Below are 15,474 nucleotides of genomic sequence, written 5' to 3' on the forward strand. Positions count from 1 at the left end.
TGCAATGCGTTGGAACGATATGGAAAAACTCAGAAAGATACTTCGCAACAAATGGGTGGGTTTCGGACTCGCTGCCACGCTTTACACCCTCTGGTTCGTAGTCTGGACAGGCAACTTCTGGTTGCTGCTGGGACTCCCGATCATCTACGACCTCTACATTTCGCGCTGGTTCTACCGTCATGTGTGGAGCCGCAACGCAGAATGGTGCCGGCGCAGCAAAACCTACAAGGCTGTCTACGAATGGGTCAACGCCATCCTTTTCGCCACGATCGTCGCCACGCTGGTACACATCTTCATCTTCCAGATGTACGTCATCCCCACTTCGTCGATGGAGCAGTCGCTCCTGGTAGGCGACTACCTCTACGTCAGCAAGATAACCTACGGCCCGCAGATGCCCAACACGCCGCTTTCGTTCCCGTTCGTGCACCACACGATGCCGTTCTCGCAGACCAAAAAATCGTTTTCCGACGCCATCCGCTGGCGCTACCATCGGCTCAAGGGCCTGCGCAAGATCAAGCGCAACGACGTGGTGGTGTTCAACTTTCCGGCGGGCGACACCGTGCTGCTGGAAAATCAGGCTGCGACCTACTACGATGTCCTGCGCAGTTACGAAGCCTCGTTCGGCAAGGAGGAGGGGCGGCGCCGGCTCAACGACACCTATACGGTCATCAGCCGTCCGGTGGACAAGCGTGAAAACTACATCAAACGCTGCGTGGCTCTGCCGGGCGACACGCTCGAAGTGCGCAACGGCGACGTGCGGATCAACGGCGCGCCCCAGGAACCCGTGCCCGGCACCCAACATCAATATCTGGTGCAGGTCACTTCGCCGCTGACAGAATATGCCATCGACAAGTTGGGCATCCGCGAATATTCAGGCAACCGCATGGGCTACGACATGTTCCTCACGGACAAGGCCGCCGAAGAACTCCGCAGGCTGGAAAACGTGACGATGGTGCGCCGCTACATCTGCCCGCCCAACAGCGAGGTATTCCCCCAGTGGGACACCCCCCGCTGGAGCCAGGACAACTACGGCCCGATCTGGATTCCGCAGAAAGGAGCCACAGTGGCGCTCACGCCCGAAAACCTGCCGCTCTACCGCCGCATCATCGAGGTATACGAAGGCCATACGCTGGCGACCGACGGCGACACGATCCTCATCGACGGCGTTCCCGCCACAGAGTACACTTTCGCAATGGATTACTATTGGATGATGGGCGACAACCGCCACAACTCGGCCGATTCGCGCTTCTGGGGCTTCGTGCCCGAAGACCATATCGTGGGCAAAGCCTCGTTCGTCTGGCTGTCGCTCGAAAAGGAGCGGTCGTTCCCGATGAACATCCGTTGGCAGCGGCTCTTCAAAAAAGTGAGATAGGAGTGGCCGCAGACACCTATCTGACGATCGAAGCCCCGGCCGAAGCCGCTTCGCGCGAACGCAGCAGCAAGTTTCTGGCCTACATCTACCCGGTGCAGGACGAGGAGCAGATCCGCGGGTATCTCGAAGCCCTGCGCAAACGCTACTTCGATGCGACGCACCATTGCTACGCCTGGCGGCTGGGGCCTGGCGGCCAACGCTTCCGGGCCAACGACGACGGCGAACCCTCGGGCACGGCAGGGAAGCCGATTCTGGGACAGATGCTTTCGGCAGGAATTACCGACTCGCTGATCGTCGTAGTGCGTTATTTCGGCGGCACGAAATTAGGGGTTCCGGGGTTGATCGCCGCCTACCGCGAATCGGCGGCCGAAGCGATCGCAGCAGCCACGGTCGTGGAGCGCACGGTCGACCGGGAGATATCGGTAGAGTTCCCTTACATGGCGATGAACGACATCATGCGGGCGGTCAAGGAGTGCCAGCCCGCGATCCGTTCCCAGCGCTTCGACAACCTCTGCACGATGGAACTTACGATCCGCGAAAGCCGGGCCGACGAGCTGGAGGAGCGGCTCAAGAAAGCAGGCGGAAACATAGGTTCATGATTTTCGGATTTCCTTTTCGCAATGAAACACGAGAACTGCATATATATTAAAGGAGCACGGGTTCACAACCTGAAAAACATCGACGTAGAGATCCCTCACAACAAGCTGGTGGTGGTCACGGGGTTGTCGGGATCGGGCAAGTCGACGCTGGCTTTCGACACGATCTTCGCCGAGGGGCAGCGCCGCTATGTGGAGAGTCTCTCAGCCTACGCCCGGCAATTTTTGGGCAAGATCGGCAAACCCGACGTCGACGCGATCACGGGCATTGCCCCGGCGATCGCCATCGAACAGAAAGTCAACACGCGCAACCCCCGTTCGACGGTAGGCACGACAACCGAGATATACGACTATCTGAAACTGCTCTTCGCGCGCATCGGTCGCACCTTTTCGCCCGTGTCGGGTCAGGAGGTGCGTTGTTACAGCGTGGACGACGTGGCGGCCCGCATCCTGGCGCTCGAAGCGGGGAGCCGGACGGTAATCGCAGCTCCTATTCTGCTGACGGCAGGACAGGGATTGATCGAAAAGCTCACGCTGCTGCTCTCCGACGGCTTGATGCGCGTCCGCACCAAGGGCGAAACCCGCCTGATCGAAGACATCTTGCCCGAAATCGGCCCCGAAACGAAAGCCGAAGATTTTTTCGTAGTCATCGACCGTCTGCGCGTGGCGACCGACGACGACACGCAAACCCGCATCCGCGATTCGGTGGCCCGCGCTTTCTCCTACGGCAACGGAACGTGCATCGTAGCGACCGACCGGGGCGAAGAAACTTTCTCCTCGCGCTTCGAGGCCGACGGCATCGAATTCGAGCCGCCGACCGAACATCTGTTCAGTTTCAACAACCCGCTGGGAGCCTGCCCGCGGTGCGAGGGCTATGGCAAGGTAGTCGGCATCGACGAAGACCTGGTAATCCCGGACAAAAGCAAGACCATCTACGAAGATGCCGTAGCCTGCTGGCGGGGCGAGACGATGCGCCGCTGGAAAGAGAAGCTGGTCGAGAATGCCTACAAGTTCGATTTCCCGATCCACACGCCGTTCCACGCCCTGACGCCCGAACAGAAACGCCTGCTGTGGCGCGGCAACGAATATTTCCACGGACTGGACGACTTCTTCGCCTACATCGACTCCGAGCGGCGCAAAATCCAGTTCCGCGTGATGAAGGCCCGCTATACGGGCAAGACCCTATGCCCCGAATGCGGCGGCTCGCGCCTGCGCAAGGAAGCGCTCTACGTACGGGTCGGCGGCCGGAATATCGGCGAGCTGGTCGCCATGCCGGTCGACGAACTGATCGCATTCTTCCGAGCACTGACGCTCGACGCCCACGACGAAAAGACGGCGGCGCGCATTCTGGTGGAGATCCGCAACCGACTGCAATACCTTTCGGACGTGGGGCTGGGCTACCTGACCCTCGACCGGCTGTCGTCGACCCTTTCGGGCGGCGAAAGCCAGCGCATCAACCTCTCGACCTCGCTGGGCAGCAACCTTACCGGCTCGCTCTACATTCTGGACGAACCCTCCATCGGCCTGCACCCGCGCGACACGCACCGGCTCATCAAAGTGCTCGAACAATTGCGCGACCTGGGCAATACGGTCATCGTGGTGGAGCACGAGGAAGAAGTGATCCGCGCCGCCGACTGGATCGTCGACATCGGCCCCCGGGCGGGATACAACGGCGGCGAAGTGGTCTTCAGCGGCCCGCTGCCGCGGCTGCTCAAGGACAAAAAGAGCCTCACGGCCGACTACTTGACGGGCCGCCGGGCGATCGTCCCGCCGGACACCGGACGCGGGTGGAGCCACTCGATAACGATCAAGGGCGCCCGCGAGAATAACCTGCGCAACATCGACGTGCGCATCCCGCTGGGGGTCATGACCTGCATCACGGGCGTGAGCGGCAGCGGCAAATCGTCGCTGGCCAAGGGCATCCTCTACCCGGCGCTGCGGCGCCTGCTTTTCGACACAGGTGCCAAACCAGGCGACTTCGACTCCCTGGAGGGCGACGTGCAGCTGCTCAAATCGGTGGAGATGGTCGACCAGAACCCCATCGGCAAGTCGTCGCGTTCGAATCCGGTAACCTACATCAAGGCCTACGACGAAATCCGCAAACTTTTCGCCGACCAACCCTATTCCAAGCACAACGGACTCTCTCCGGCCCATTTTTCCTTCAACACGGCGGGCGGACGCTGCGAGGAGTGCCAGGGCGAGGGCGTCATCAAGGTGTCGATGCAGTTCATGGCCGACGTCGAGCTGGTCTGCGAGACATGCGGCGGCCGCCGCTTCCGCGACGAAGTGCTCGAAGTGAAATACCGCAACAAAGCGATCTGCGACGTGCTGGAAATGACCGTCGACGAGGCCGTCGCCTTCTTCGGCGAAGACCAGAAAAACACCACGTGCCGCCGCATCGTCGAGCGGCTGCAACCGTTGCAGGACGTGGGGCTGGGCTACATCAAACTGGGACAGTCCTCCTCGACGCTCTCGGGCGGCGAAAGCCAGCGTGTGAAGCTGGCGTCGTTCCTGACCAAGGAACAGACGGGCGGCGGCGTGATGTTCATTTTCGACGAGCCGACCACGGGTCTGCATTTCCACGACATCTCGAAACTGCTGGCAGCGTTCGACGCGTTGATCGAACGCGGACACACGATCGTCGTGGTCGAACACAACATGGACGTCATCAAATGCGCCGACCGGGTAATCGACCTGGGGCCGGAGGCGGGTTGCGAAGGGGGCCGCATCGTGTTCGAGGGCACGCCCCGCGAGCTGGAGCAGTGCGCCGCAAGCCACACGGGCCGTTTCCTGCGCCGCAAAACCGAATAACCGATGGAATTCCACACCTACACGCTGCCCAACGGCATTCGGGGCATCCATCGCCAGGTGCGCGGCTCAGTGGCGCATTGCGCGCTGGTCATCGGAGCGGGCAGCCGCGACGAGCACCCCGATCAGCATGGCCTGGCCCACCTGACCGAACACGCCTTTTTCAAAGGCACGCAGCGCCGCCGGGCCTGGCAGATCAACTGCCGGCTGGAGAACCTCGGGGGCGAGTTGAACGCCTTCACGACCAAGGAAGAGACGACGATCCATGCGACAACGCTGCGCGGCGACTTTACCAAGGCTGCCGAGCTGATCGCCGACATCGCGTTCCGCTCGACTTTCCCCGAGCGCGAAATCGAACGCGAGAAGGAGGTCATCGTCGACGAGATCAACACCTACAAGGATTCGCCGGCCGACATGATCTACGACACGTTCGAAGAGATGCTGTTCGAGGATTCGGAGCTGGGACACAACATCTTGGGGCGCAAGGCGGCTCTCATGCGCTACAACGGCGACGCGATCCGCTCGTTCACGGCCCGCACCCACACGACCGACCGGATGGTTTTTTCGTCGATCGGCAACTTTTCGCCCAAGATGGCCGAAGCGACAGCACTGCGCTACTTCGGCGGACAACCGGCCACGGCACGCGGATTCGAGCGGACGCTCCCTCCGGCGGTGGCGCCGTTCGAGAAAACCGTAACGAAACATACCCACCAGACCCACTGCATCATAGGCAGCCGGGCCTACGGCATCGAAGACCCGAAACGGCTGCCGCTGGCGCTGCTGGTCAACCTCCTCGGCGGCCCCTCGGCCAACTCGCTGCTGAACATGGAGGTACGCGAAAAACACGGCTTATCGTACAACATCGAAGCGAGCTACACGCCCTATGTCGACAGCGGACTGGCGGCAATCTATTTCAGCTCGGAACATGCCAACGAAACGCAATGCGTCGAACTGATCGAACGTCAGTTGCAACGACTGCGCACCGTGCCCCTTACCGCGCGCCAGCTATCGATGGCCAAGAAACAGTTCATCGCCCAACTGGCCATATCAAGCGAGAGCAACGAGAGTTACATGTTGAGTGCGGGCAAGAGCCTGCTGGTTCACTCCGAAATGGAGACCATGGAACAAGTCTACTCCAAAATCCGGGCACTGACGGCCGAGCAACTTACTGAAACGGCGGAAGAAATCTTCGCCGGAATGTCCCGGCTCACATACAGATAGCCGATGCAACCCGACCGGATTTACCGTTTCGAACACCGGGCTGCCCTCCGGCTGTGGCTCGCGGAGCACGCCCGGAGCGAAAAAGAATGCTGGGTCGTATGCTCGCGGGCGGCCGACGCACCAGCCGGCACGCTGCGTTACATCGACGTGGTGGAAGAAGCGCTATGCTTCGGCTGGATCGACTCGACCTGCAAGAACGACGGCGGCGTCCCGCTCCAACGGCTGTCGCCCCGAAAAAAAGGGAGCCGTTGGACGGAACTCAACAAGGAACGCTGCCGCCGGCTCGAAAAACAAGGCCTGATGACCGACGCAGGACGCGAAGTCCTGCCGGACATGAGCGAACGCGGGTTCGAAATCGCAGACGACATTCTCTGCCGGCTGAAAGCCGACGCAGCCGTGTGGCGGAACTTCGAAGCCTTTCCCGTGCTCTATCGGCGCGTGAGGATCGACAACATCCAGCGCGTGAGGAAAAACGCGGCACTCTTCGAGATGCGGCTCCAAAAATTCATCAACAACACCCGTCATAACGTCATGTACGGCGACTGGAACGACGGAGGAACATTACTATCATACTGATACCTGGAATGCAAAACAAAGAAATCATCATCGTGCTGCTCGACCGGTTCGCCGACTGGGAAGCCGCTTTCCTGGCCCCGGCGCTGCGCGGGGGCGTCATGCCGGGCCATCCGGCCTGCTGCGAAGTGAAATACATGACTCCCGACGGCGCGCCGGTCTGCTCACTGGGCGGCATGAGCGTAACACCGGACTATGCCGCCGGGCCACTACCGACGGAGTGTGCTGGAGTAATTCTTGCGGGCGGCCTGAACTGGGATACGCCCGAAGCGGAAAAGATCGTCCCGGTGGTAAAAGAAGCGCGACGCCGCGGACTGCTGGTGGGGGCCATCTGCAATGCGGCCTCGTTCTTGGCGGCGCACGGCTTTCTGAACGATGTTCGCCACACGGGCAACACGGTGGAGATGCTGCAAAAGTGGGGCGGCGAACGCTATACGGGTGCGGCGCACTACGAAGAACGGCAAGCCGTACGCGACGGCAACATCGTGACGGCCAACGGCTCGGGCTACCTGGAGTTCACGCGCGAATGCCTGCTGGCGCTCGACGCCGACACGACGGAAGCGATCGAGGCATCATACGAATTCAACAAACGGGGTTTTTACGCAAAATAGCACACGGATGGACGCACTCGAACGCTACATACACGACCACACCGAACCCGAAGCAGAACTCCTGCGCCAACTCGACCGCGAGACACACCAGCGGATGATCGCACCGCGCATGCTGTCGGGCCACGTGCAGGGACGCCTGCTGGAGATGATCGTGCGGATGCTGCGGCCGCGGCGCGTGCTGGAAATCGGCACTTTCACGGGCTACTCGGCGCTCTCGATGGCCGCAGGACTGGAAGAAGACGCCCGGCTCGACACGATCGAGGTAGACGACGAACTGGAAGAAATGGCGCAGAGCTATTTCGACCGCTCGCTCCACGGATCGAAAATCCGGCTGCACATCGGCTCGGCGCTGGAAGTCGCCCCGACATTGGACACGCAATTCGACCTTGTATTCATCGACGGCGACAAGCGCGAATATCCGGCCTACTACCGGATGCTGCTGGGCGACGATGGCGGCAAAGCACTGGTACACAGCGGAACGATACTTATAGCGGACAATATTCTGTGGTCGGGCAAAGTGGTGGAACCCGTAGCCCCCAACGACCGCCACACGCAGGCGCTGCTGGAGTTCAACCGCCTGGCAGTGGAAGACCCGCGGGTGGAGAATGTCATCGTACCGATCCGCGACGGGCTGAACATCGTAAGGATAAAGTAGAGCAACCGCAGCAAATTCCGGAAACGCTTTTCGACGGATCGAGCTGCGTCGAAAAGCCGCAGCTCCACAGCCAGCCCGGGCAAGTGCCACAACAAAGAACCGGAGCTGACGAAAAACTGCGGCTCGCGCGGTTCGTCGAGCCGCAATCTATTCAAAAACAAACAATATGGAAATCAAAGAATTGCAAGATAGGGTAGACGCCTGGATCAAGGAATACGGCGTACGCTACTTTTCGGAGCTGACCAACATGGCGTGTCTGACCGAAGAAGTGGGGGAGCTGGCCCGCGTGATAGCCCGCCGCTACGGCGATCAATCCTTCAAGACGGGCGATAAAAACGATTTAGCAGACGAAATGGCCGACGTGCTGTGGGTGTTGGTGTGCCTGGCCAACCAGACGGGCGTCGACCTCACGGCCGCCCTCGAAGCCAACTTCGCCAAGAAAACCGCCCGCGACAAGGAACGCCACAAGGGGAATGAAAAACTGAAATAACGCACCGGCTGGCACCAGGAAAACCCAAAGCACCCCGAATACAGAAAACAAAGACTGGTTTCTGCGACTATCCAAAGTGCTGCGTCGCTACACTCGCCACAAAAGAGTGGTTAAACGTGAATCGGGTTATAGAACGAAGATTCTTCCGGCTACGTCTTCGAATGACAGCTCCTCACAGACACTTCAACTTGATAAAAACAAAAACGGCACCCGCTGAAAAGCGGATGCCGGGAGAGAATAAACAAGGTGTTTATTCCAACTTGAGGTCTTTCTTGATGCCCTCGATCTTGGCGTCGAGCTGCTCCAAGGTGGCATCGAACTCGGCAACGGAAGCCAGCGGAGCCTTGACACCGAAGTAGAACTTGATCTTCGGCTCGGTGCCCGACGGACGCACGGAAACAAGCGTGCCGTCCTCGGTAAACCACTGCAAAACGTTGCTCTTATCCTGCACGATAGGAGTTTTGGCACCCGTCTTGACATCGGTCTGCTCCAAGGAGAGGAAATCGTTGATCTTGACAACGGGCGACCCGAGGATGGTCTTGGGCGGGGTGGCGCGGAAGTCGACCATCATCTTCTGGATCAATTCGGCGCCCTCCTTGCCCTTGCGGACAACCGATACCAGCCCCTCGCGGTAGAAACCATATTTGACGTAGAGTTCCTGCAACCACTCGTAGAGCGTCAGCCCCATCGTATCCATAGCCCAGGCGGCAGCTTCGGCTGCAAGCGAACAAGCCGACACGCCGTCCTTGTCGCGCACGTAGTCGCCGGCCAGATAGCCGAACGACTCCTCGCCGCCGCCGATATACTTGGCCTTACCCTCGTTTTCGCGGATGATCTTGGCGATGTACTTGAAACCGGTCAGGCAATCGTAGCACTTGACGCCGAAATGTTCGGCTACGGCATTGGCCATCTGCGACGTGACGATGGTCTTGACAACATACTGGTTGCCGTCGAGCTTGCCCAGCTCGGCCCAGCGGGTAAGCTGGTAGCTCATCAACAACACCAAAGTCTGGTTGCCGTTCAGCAGGACGTACTCGCCTTTCTTGTTACGCAGGGCGACGCCGATACGGTCGGAGTCGGGATCGGTGGCGAGCACAAGATCGGCCCCCTCCTTGGCAGCAAGGTCGATAGCCATCGACATGGTTTTCCTCTCCTCGGGGTTGGGCGACTCGACGGTGGGGAAGTTGCCGTCGATAACGGACTGCTCCTTGACCATGATGACGTTGGTAAATCCGAACTTCTTCAACGAAGCGGGCACCAGACGCACACCGGCACCGTGCATGGGAGAGTAGACGATCTTCATGTCGTGGTGCTTCTTGACGCATTCGGGCGAGAGGGAGAGTTCGTGCACCTTATTTAAATAAATCTCATCGAACTTCTCATCAAGGATCGTTATGTTACCGGGATTCTTGCCCGTAAGCACCATATCGACGCTGGTAATCTTCTCCACCTCGGCGATGATGTTCTTGTCGTGGGGAGCGGTAACCTGCGAACCGTCCGTCCAATAGGCCTTGTAACCATTATACTCTTTGGGATTGTGCGAAGCCGTGACGACGACGCCGGAATGGCATTTCAACTCGCGGATGGCAAAACTCAACTCTGGCGTCGGACGCAACGAATCGAACAGAAAAACATCGAAATCGTTCGATGCGAAAATATCGGCGACATGCTCGGCGAACATGCGCGAATTGTTGCGGCTGTCATGGCCGATGGCTACGCGGATGCGCTCGCCGGCGAAGTTCTTCCGCAGGTAGTTGGCCAAGCCCTGCGTCGCAGCGCCCACCGTATAGATGTTCATGCGGTTCGACCCCACGCCCATGATGCCGCGCAAGCCGCCCGTACCGAATTCGAGGTCTTTGTAGAAACTCTCGACGAGTTCCTTCATATCGTTGTCCATCAAATACTTGACCTGCTTTTTAGTCGCCTCGTCATATTGACCGTCGAGCCACGACTGCGCCTTTTGCAGCACCAATTGTTCTTCTTCGTTTGCCATAAGATTCATTAGTTTTATTTATAGGTAGAAATCGATCCGTTCTAAAAATTTTATATGCAAATATACTAATTAAAATTCGATTATTCAATATCAGCGAGTTAAAATTTCGGTTCCGGAAAACGTTGTTTTTCTATATATAAAAAAAGATTATTTGCAACCGATTTCCGATCTTTTTTCTGCGAATTTATTCACAACTTTGTCGCATCAAAAATAGTGCAACCCCCATCATGTTGACCAACACGCAGACATATAGCGATATGTGGCAGAACTGCCTTGACCGCATCAAGGCGCAGACTTCCGCCGAGGAGTTCAAGAAGTGGTTCCAGCCCATCGTACCGCTCGAATTCGACGGCACGACGCTGCGTCTGAAAGTGCCCAACGAGAGCTACGTCCATCAGATCGAGAAGAACTACATCCCGTTCCTGAAGCCGATCATCTCGCAGCTCTACGGCCAGCAGACCCGGCTGCACTATGCGGTACCCCGTGCAACGGCGCCCGCGAGCGTGGCAGCTGATGCCGACACGACGGCCATTTCGCGGTTCAACACCCAGACCGACACTGCAAATATAAAAAATCCTTTCGTAATTCCGGGGCTGAAAAAGATCATCATCGACCCGCAGCTGAATCCGAACCTCACGTTCGGCACGTTCATCGAGGGCGAATGCAACCGCCTGGCCCGTTCGGCGGGCATGGCCGTGGCGATCGATCCGGGCAACACGCCGTTCAACCCCTTATATATATATGGCGACTCGGGACTGGGCAAAACCCACATCGTGCAGTCCATCGGCCATGAGGTGCGCCAGCGCCACCCCGAGCTGCAAGTGCTCTACGTCTCGATGAATAAGTTCCAGGCGCAGTTCCAGACAGCCTACAAGAACGGCGAGATTCCGGATTTCATCCATTTCTACCAGATGATCGACGTGCTGATTATCGACGACATCCAGGAGCTGACCGGCAAAACGGGTACGCAGAACGCGTTCTTCAACATCTTCAACCACCTGCAACTGGCCGGCAAGCAACTGGTGCTCACGTCGGACAAGCCGCCCGTGGAGCTGAAAGACATCGAACAACGCCTGCTCACACGCTTCAAGTGGGGTCTTTCGACACACCTCGATACGCCCGACTACGAAACCAAGCTCAAGATCATCCGGGCCAAGGCGCAGCGTCTGAACGCCCAGATATCGGACGAAGTGGTGGCTTACCTGGCCGACAACATCTCGGCCAACGTGCGCGAAATCGAGGGTGCGCTCTCGTCGCTGGTGGCCAATGCCTCGTTCCTGGGCCGCAAGATTACCCCGTCGCTGGCCAAGGAGATATTGAAAGTCTACGTGAAGCTCTACCAGAAAGAGATCACGATCGACCACATCATCGACGTGGTGTGCAAGCACTTCGAGCTGGACTTCGCCCGCTTCAATTCGACCGAACGCACGCGCGAAATCGCCCAGGCGCGCCAGATCGCCATGTACCTGGCCAAGCAACATACCAAGGCGCCGCTCACGACCATCGGTGCGTCGATCGGCGGCCGCAACCACGCGACGGTACTGCATTCGTGCAAGGCTGTGACGAACCTGCTGGAAACCGACAAGTCGTTCCGCAACCAGGTCGAAGAGATCGAAAAGAAAATATTGGCGCACTAAAAAACCGAGAGGGGAGCGGCAGACCCATTGCAAGAAAGACATCCGGGAGGAGTGACGCAAAAAGGAGTGTACTCCCCGAAACCGTCACAAAGAAGCTCCCGGAACCATTACAAAAAGAAGCACCTCGTATCCAACGAACGAAAATCGCCACCTCCCGATGGAATTTATGGGCCACGACACCGTTCTGTCATGGCTTTTTATATTTCGGGTTTACCCAAGATACTCCATCTCAACAAAATCCAAATAAGTTTGGTTTTGTATTCGGCTTATTCGTACTTTCGTCTCATGGATCAACCCAAACTCGAACGCTTGCTGCGGCTGATGAAACTGCTCACGGCCAACACGACCTACAACGTAGATCAACTGGCCGAGAGGCTCTCCATGTCGCGCCGCACGGTCTACCGCTACATCGACACGTTCCGCGAAGCGGGATTCGTCATCAAGAAAACGGGCGACTGCATCCGCCTGGACAAGGAGTCGCCCCATTTCCGCGACATTTCGCAACTGGTTCACTTCACGGAAGAAGAAGCCGTGATTCTGAAAAGCGCCATCGAAAACATCGACGACACCAACCTGCTGAAACAGAATCTCAAACGCAAACTCTACTCAGTCTACGACAACAAAACACTGGCCGACACGGTGGTGCGCGGCAAGAACGCCCCGAACATCCGTACCCTGATCGAAGCCATCGAGGAGCAGCACCAGGCGATCTTGCACGGCTACCAGTCGGCCCACGGCGGCGAGGTGCGCGACCGCAGGGTAGAGCCGTTCGCCTTCACGACCAACTATGTGCAAGTGTGGTGCTACGATCCCGAGGACGGACAGAACAAGCTGTTCAAAACCTCCCGCATCGGCTCGGTAACCCTTGATGGCGCATGGCAATACGCCGCGGAACACCGCGAGGGCTTCATCGACGCATTCCGCATCCACGGAGAGACGCGCCACCGCGTGCGCCTCGAACTGGGCATGCTGGCCTACAACCTGTTGTGCGAGGAATACCCGCTGGCCGAGCGCGACATCCGTCCGCAGGGAGAGGGGCGCTGGTTGCTGGACACCGAAGTGGCCGGCATGGCCGGCATCGGCCGCTTCGTGGTCGGGCTGCTGGACGACATACGCATCGTAGACTCGCCCGAACTGGTGGCGCACCTGCGCCGCTACATGGCCGAAAACAAACTATGAAACAACGCATTATCGAAATCCGTTCTCTGACCGACACCGACTTCGACACCCTCTACGAAGCCTTCGCCGACTACGAAATCCACCCCGGACGTGAAGAACTGAACAAGATGCTCCGCCGCCGGGGCTTCGCGCCCGAACTCTCGTTCGCGGCATTCGACGGAGACCGCATCGCAGCCTTTACGCTCAAAGGCAAACAATTCGAAATGGCAAGAAAACTTTGAATCGAAGCCAGCGCCCCCTTTCCTGCGTATTTTTCGCAAAAACGAATTATTTCAACATTGTGTCATAACTTGTCACACACAGGTTGTTCCTTTGCATCGTGAAAGGTTTCATCAAGCCCCAACAGAGACGATCGCTCTGCCACGGCAGGAAAACCGCAAGAAAAAGGAACCACTAAAAACCAACGAACGATGGGAACAGCCTACACGATCAGATGCCGCCACTGCGGCGCACAATTCGACCACTACATGCAGCCGGGCTACGGCGTACTGCCGCCCTGCATCGGCTGCGGCGATGATTTCGTCGAGACCCAGACGGCCATCCGCTGCCCGGCCTGCCGCAAAAGACTCAACACCACGCAGGAAGAATTCAACGAACAGATCGAAGTGACCTATGCCTGGGACTGAAGCGCGAAAAAGAGGGACACGAGACATCGCACGAAAAAGATTTTTACTATCTTTGGCTACGCCCAAGATACTCCCGCTCGGCAAAATGCAAGTAAACTTGCTTTTGCGCTCGCTTATTTGTATCTTTGTAAAAATAGATTCGGGTCTGCGGCAACACGGCTTTCGACCCGCGCGCTATCGGTCATCCTAATTTTTCGAACGACAATGACTAAATTGCAACCGGGCCAGGCAGCGCCCGACTTCCGCTCGACGACCCAGGACGGCGAACCGCTGACACTGGCGGATCTGCGCGGCCAACGCGTGATCCTCTACTTCTATCCGAAGGACAACACCTCGGGCTGCACGCTCGAAGCGCAAAGCCTGCGCGACGGCAAAGCCGAGCTGGCGCGCCAAGGGTTCCGCATCATAGGCGTAAGCCCCGACAGCGAGAAATCGCACCGGAACTTCTGCGCCAAGCACGATCTGAACTTCACGCTGCTGGCCGACACCGACCATTCGGTGGCCGAAGCCTACGGCGTATGGGCCGAGAAATCGATGTACGGACGCAAATACATGGGTATCCTGCGCACGACGTTCATCATCGACGCAGAGGGTCGCATCGAAAAGATTTTCGACAAGGTAGACACCAAGAACCACTACGGACAAATCCTGGAGTGGCATTCGCAGCAAAGCAAATAATCAAAAAAAACTCAACCATAATGGCAGAAAAAACACAAGTGAACGCGGACAAGCTCAAAGTCTTGAACGCGGTAATGGAAAAAATAGAGAAAGACTTCGGCAAAGGCTCGATCATGCGCATGAACAGCACCGAAGTGAACGAAATCCCCGTGATCCCCACCGGGTCGATTACCCTTGACACGGCGCTGGGCGTGGGCGGCTACCCCAAGGGGCGCGTGATCGAAATCTACGGCCCCGAGTCGTCGGGTAAAACGACGCTGGCGATCCATGCGATCGCCGAAGCCCAGAAAGCGGGGGGTATCGCGGCTTTCATCGATGCAGAACATGCTTTCGACAGCTTCTATGCCCAGAAGTTAGGCGTCGACGTCGACAACCTGCTGATCTCGCAGCCCGACAACGGCGAACAGGCGCTCGAAATCGCCGACTCGCTGATCCGGTCGAGCGCCATCGACATCATCGTGATCGACTCGGTAGCGGCGCTGACGCCCAAAGCCGAGATCGAAGGCGAAATGGGCGACTCGAAGATGGGCCTGCAAGCCCGTCTGATGTCGCAAGCACTGCGCAAGCTGACGTCGAGCATTTCGAAAACCAAGACCGTGTGCATCTTCATCAACCAGCTGCGCGACAAGATCGGCATCGTCTACGGCAATCCGGAGACCACGACAGGCGGCAATGCCCTGAAATTCTACGCCAGCGTGCGCATCGACATCCGCCGCATGTCCGTAATCAAAGACGGCGAGGAGCAGCTGGGCACCCGCACCAAGGTCAAGGTGGTAAAAAACAAGGTGGCGCCCCCGTTCAAGCGCGCGGAGTTCGACATCATGTTCGGCGAGGGTATATCGAAGATTGGCGAAATTCTTGATCTGGGCGTCGATTACGGCATCATCAAGAAAGCCGGATCGTGGTTCTCCTACGGCGACAAGAAGATCGGCCAAGGCCGCGACGCGGTAAAGGAGCTGCTGAAAAACGACGAGGCGCTCGCTGCCGAAATCGAAGAAAAGGTACGCGAAGCGATGAGGACCCCCAAAGAATAAA

At 58.0% G+C, this 15,474-nt stretch carries 15 protein-coding genes; 14 read left to right on the plus strand and 1 reads right to left on the minus strand.

The window, feature by feature from the left end; translation table 11 throughout:
• The first annotated feature begins 19 nt into the window (after window positions 1-19).
• The 8 genes from lepB to QZ298_RS06900 all read left to right on the plus strand — a co-directional run bounded on the left by lepB (window position 20) and on the right by QZ298_RS06900 (window position 8,326).
• Window positions 20-1,372, plus strand: a complete 1,353-nt coding sequence (lepB, locus tag QZ298_RS06865; protein ID WP_296007188.1) for a signal peptidase I — start codon at window positions 20-22, stop codon at window positions 1,370-1,372.
• A gap of 2 nt (window positions 1,373-1,374) precedes the next feature.
• Window positions 1,375-1,971 (plus strand): YigZ family protein, encoded by a 597-nt coding sequence (locus QZ298_RS06870; protein ID WP_296007190.1) that lies wholly within the window; start codon window positions 1,375-1,377, stop codon window positions 1,969-1,971.
• Between the two features lie 21 nt (window positions 1,972-1,992).
• Entirely contained in the window at window positions 1,993-4,779 is a 2,787-nt protein-coding gene (gene uvrA / locus QZ298_RS06875) for an excinuclease ABC subunit UvrA (protein ID WP_296007193.1), read from the plus strand.
• Window positions 4,780-4,782: 3 nt separating this feature from the next.
• Window positions 4,783-5,997 carry a pitrilysin family protein gene (locus tag QZ298_RS06880; protein ID WP_296007196.1) on the plus strand — a complete coding sequence of 405 codons (1,215 nt, stop codon included), beginning with the start codon at window positions 4,783-4,785 and terminating at the stop codon, window positions 5,995-5,997.
• A 3-nt stretch (window positions 5,998-6,000) separates the two neighbouring features.
• Window positions 6,001-6,573, plus strand: a complete 573-nt coding sequence (locus QZ298_RS06885; protein WP_296007198.1) for a YdeI family protein — start codon at window positions 6,001-6,003, stop codon at window positions 6,571-6,573.
• Between the two features lie 8 nt (window positions 6,574-6,581).
• Window positions 6,582-7,181 carry a type 1 glutamine amidotransferase family protein gene (locus QZ298_RS06890; protein WP_296007202.1) on the plus strand — a complete coding sequence of 200 codons (600 nt, stop codon included), beginning with the start codon at window positions 6,582-6,584 and terminating at the stop codon, window positions 7,179-7,181.
• 7 nt (window positions 7,182-7,188) lie between these two features.
• The gene (locus QZ298_RS06895; protein ID WP_296007208.1) at window positions 7,189-7,836 is read left to right on the plus strand and encodes an O-methyltransferase; all 648 of its coding nucleotides are present in this window, start codon (window positions 7,189-7,191) and stop codon (window positions 7,834-7,836) included.
• A 166-nt stretch (window positions 7,837-8,002) separates the two neighbouring features.
• On the plus strand, window positions 8,003-8,326 hold the full coding sequence (locus tag QZ298_RS06900; protein WP_296007211.1) for a nucleotide pyrophosphohydrolase: 324 nt from the start codon (window positions 8,003-8,005) through the stop codon (window positions 8,324-8,326).
• A 250-nt stretch (window positions 8,327-8,576) separates the two neighbouring features.
• Here the strand turns inward: QZ298_RS06900 and QZ298_RS06905 are convergent, their stop codons facing one another.
• Window positions 8,577-10,319, minus strand: coding sequence for a phospho-sugar mutase (locus tag QZ298_RS06905; protein ID WP_296007214.1), 1,743 nt, complete (start codon window positions 10,317-10,319; stop codon window positions 8,577-8,579).
• Between the two features lie 227 nt (window positions 10,320-10,546).
• Here QZ298_RS06905 and dnaA point away from each other — a divergent pair, with 227 nt between their 5' ends.
• The 6 genes from dnaA to recA all read left to right on the plus strand — a co-directional run bounded on the left by dnaA (window position 10,547) and on the right by recA (window position 15,473).
• Window positions 10,547-11,956 carry a chromosomal replication initiator protein DnaA gene (dnaA, locus tag QZ298_RS06910; protein WP_296007216.1) on the plus strand — a complete coding sequence of 470 codons (1,410 nt, stop codon included), beginning with the start codon at window positions 10,547-10,549 and terminating at the stop codon, window positions 11,954-11,956.
• Between the two features lie 285 nt (window positions 11,957-12,241).
• Window positions 12,242-13,135, plus strand: coding sequence for a YafY family protein (locus QZ298_RS06915; protein WP_296007219.1), 894 nt, complete (start codon window positions 12,242-12,244; stop codon window positions 13,133-13,135).
• Window positions 13,132-13,356 (plus strand): hypothetical protein, encoded by a 225-nt coding sequence (locus tag QZ298_RS06920; RefSeq protein WP_363323883.1) that lies wholly within the window; start codon window positions 13,132-13,134, stop codon window positions 13,354-13,356. The genes QZ298_RS06915 and QZ298_RS06920 overlap by 4 nt, the downstream gene beginning before the upstream one ends.
• Before the next feature lie 189 nt (window positions 13,357-13,545).
• Window positions 13,546-13,761: a hypothetical protein gene (locus QZ298_RS06925; protein ID WP_296007221.1), complete on the plus strand. Its 216-nt coding sequence runs from the start codon at window positions 13,546-13,548 to the stop codon at window positions 13,759-13,761.
• Window positions 13,762-13,965: 204 nt separating this feature from the next.
• On the plus strand, window positions 13,966-14,439 hold the full coding sequence (bcp, locus tag QZ298_RS06930) for a thioredoxin-dependent thiol peroxidase (protein WP_296007224.1): 474 nt from the start codon (window positions 13,966-13,968) through the stop codon (window positions 14,437-14,439).
• A 20-nt stretch (window positions 14,440-14,459) separates the two neighbouring features.
• Window positions 14,460-15,473 carry a recombinase RecA gene (gene recA / locus QZ298_RS06935; protein WP_296007228.1) on the plus strand — a complete coding sequence of 338 codons (1,014 nt, stop codon included), beginning with the start codon at window positions 14,460-14,462 and terminating at the stop codon, window positions 15,471-15,473.
• The last annotated feature ends 1 nt before the right edge of the window (window position 15,474 follow it).

This window comes from uncultured Alistipes sp. (assembly GCF_910580175.1).
Taxonomy (GTDB): domain Bacteria; phylum Bacteroidota; class Bacteroidia; order Bacteroidales; family Rikenellaceae; genus Alistipes.

What these genes read in the sequence shown, in the direction of transcription:
- lepB (WP_296007188.1), top strand. Translation starts at nt 20, where the DNA reads ATGGAAAAACTCAGAAAGATACTTCGCAACAAATGGGTGGGTTTCGGA.
- uvrA (WP_296007193.1), top strand. Translation starts at nt 1,993, where the DNA reads ATGAAACACGAGAACTGCATATATATTAAAGGAGCACGGGTTCACAAC.
- QZ298_RS06880 (WP_296007196.1), top strand. Translation starts at nt 4,783, where the DNA reads ATGGAATTCCACACCTACACGCTGCCCAACGGCATTCGGGGCATCCAT.
- QZ298_RS06885 (WP_296007198.1), top strand. Translation starts at nt 6,001, where the DNA reads ATGCAACCCGACCGGATTTACCGTTTCGAACACCGGGCTGCCCTCCGG.
- QZ298_RS06890 (WP_296007202.1), top strand. Translation starts at nt 6,582, where the DNA reads ATGCAAAACAAAGAAATCATCATCGTGCTGCTCGACCGGTTCGCCGAC.
- QZ298_RS06895 (WP_296007208.1), top strand. Translation starts at nt 7,189, where the DNA reads ATGGACGCACTCGAACGCTACATACACGACCACACCGAACCCGAAGCA.
- QZ298_RS06900 (WP_296007211.1), top strand. Translation starts at nt 8,003, where the DNA reads ATGGAAATCAAAGAATTGCAAGATAGGGTAGACGCCTGGATCAAGGAA.
- QZ298_RS06905 (WP_296007214.1), bottom strand. Translation starts at nt 10,319, where the DNA reads ATGGCAAACGAAGAAGAACAATTGGTGCTGCAAAAGGCGCAGTCGTGG.
- dnaA (WP_296007216.1), top strand. Translation starts at nt 10,547, where the DNA reads ATGTTGACCAACACGCAGACATATAGCGATATGTGGCAGAACTGCCTT.
- QZ298_RS06915 (WP_296007219.1), top strand. Translation starts at nt 12,242, where the DNA reads ATGGATCAACCCAAACTCGAACGCTTGCTGCGGCTGATGAAACTGCTC.
- QZ298_RS06920 (WP_363323883.1), top strand. Translation starts at nt 13,132, where the DNA reads ATGAAACAACGCATTATCGAAATCCGTTCTCTGACCGACACCGACTTC.
- QZ298_RS06925 (WP_296007221.1), top strand. Translation starts at nt 13,546, where the DNA reads ATGGGAACAGCCTACACGATCAGATGCCGCCACTGCGGCGCACAATTC.
- bcp (WP_296007224.1), top strand. Translation starts at nt 13,966, where the DNA reads ATGACTAAATTGCAACCGGGCCAGGCAGCGCCCGACTTCCGCTCGACG.
- recA (WP_296007228.1), top strand. Translation starts at nt 14,460, where the DNA reads ATGGCAGAAAAAACACAAGTGAACGCGGACAAGCTCAAAGTCTTGAAC.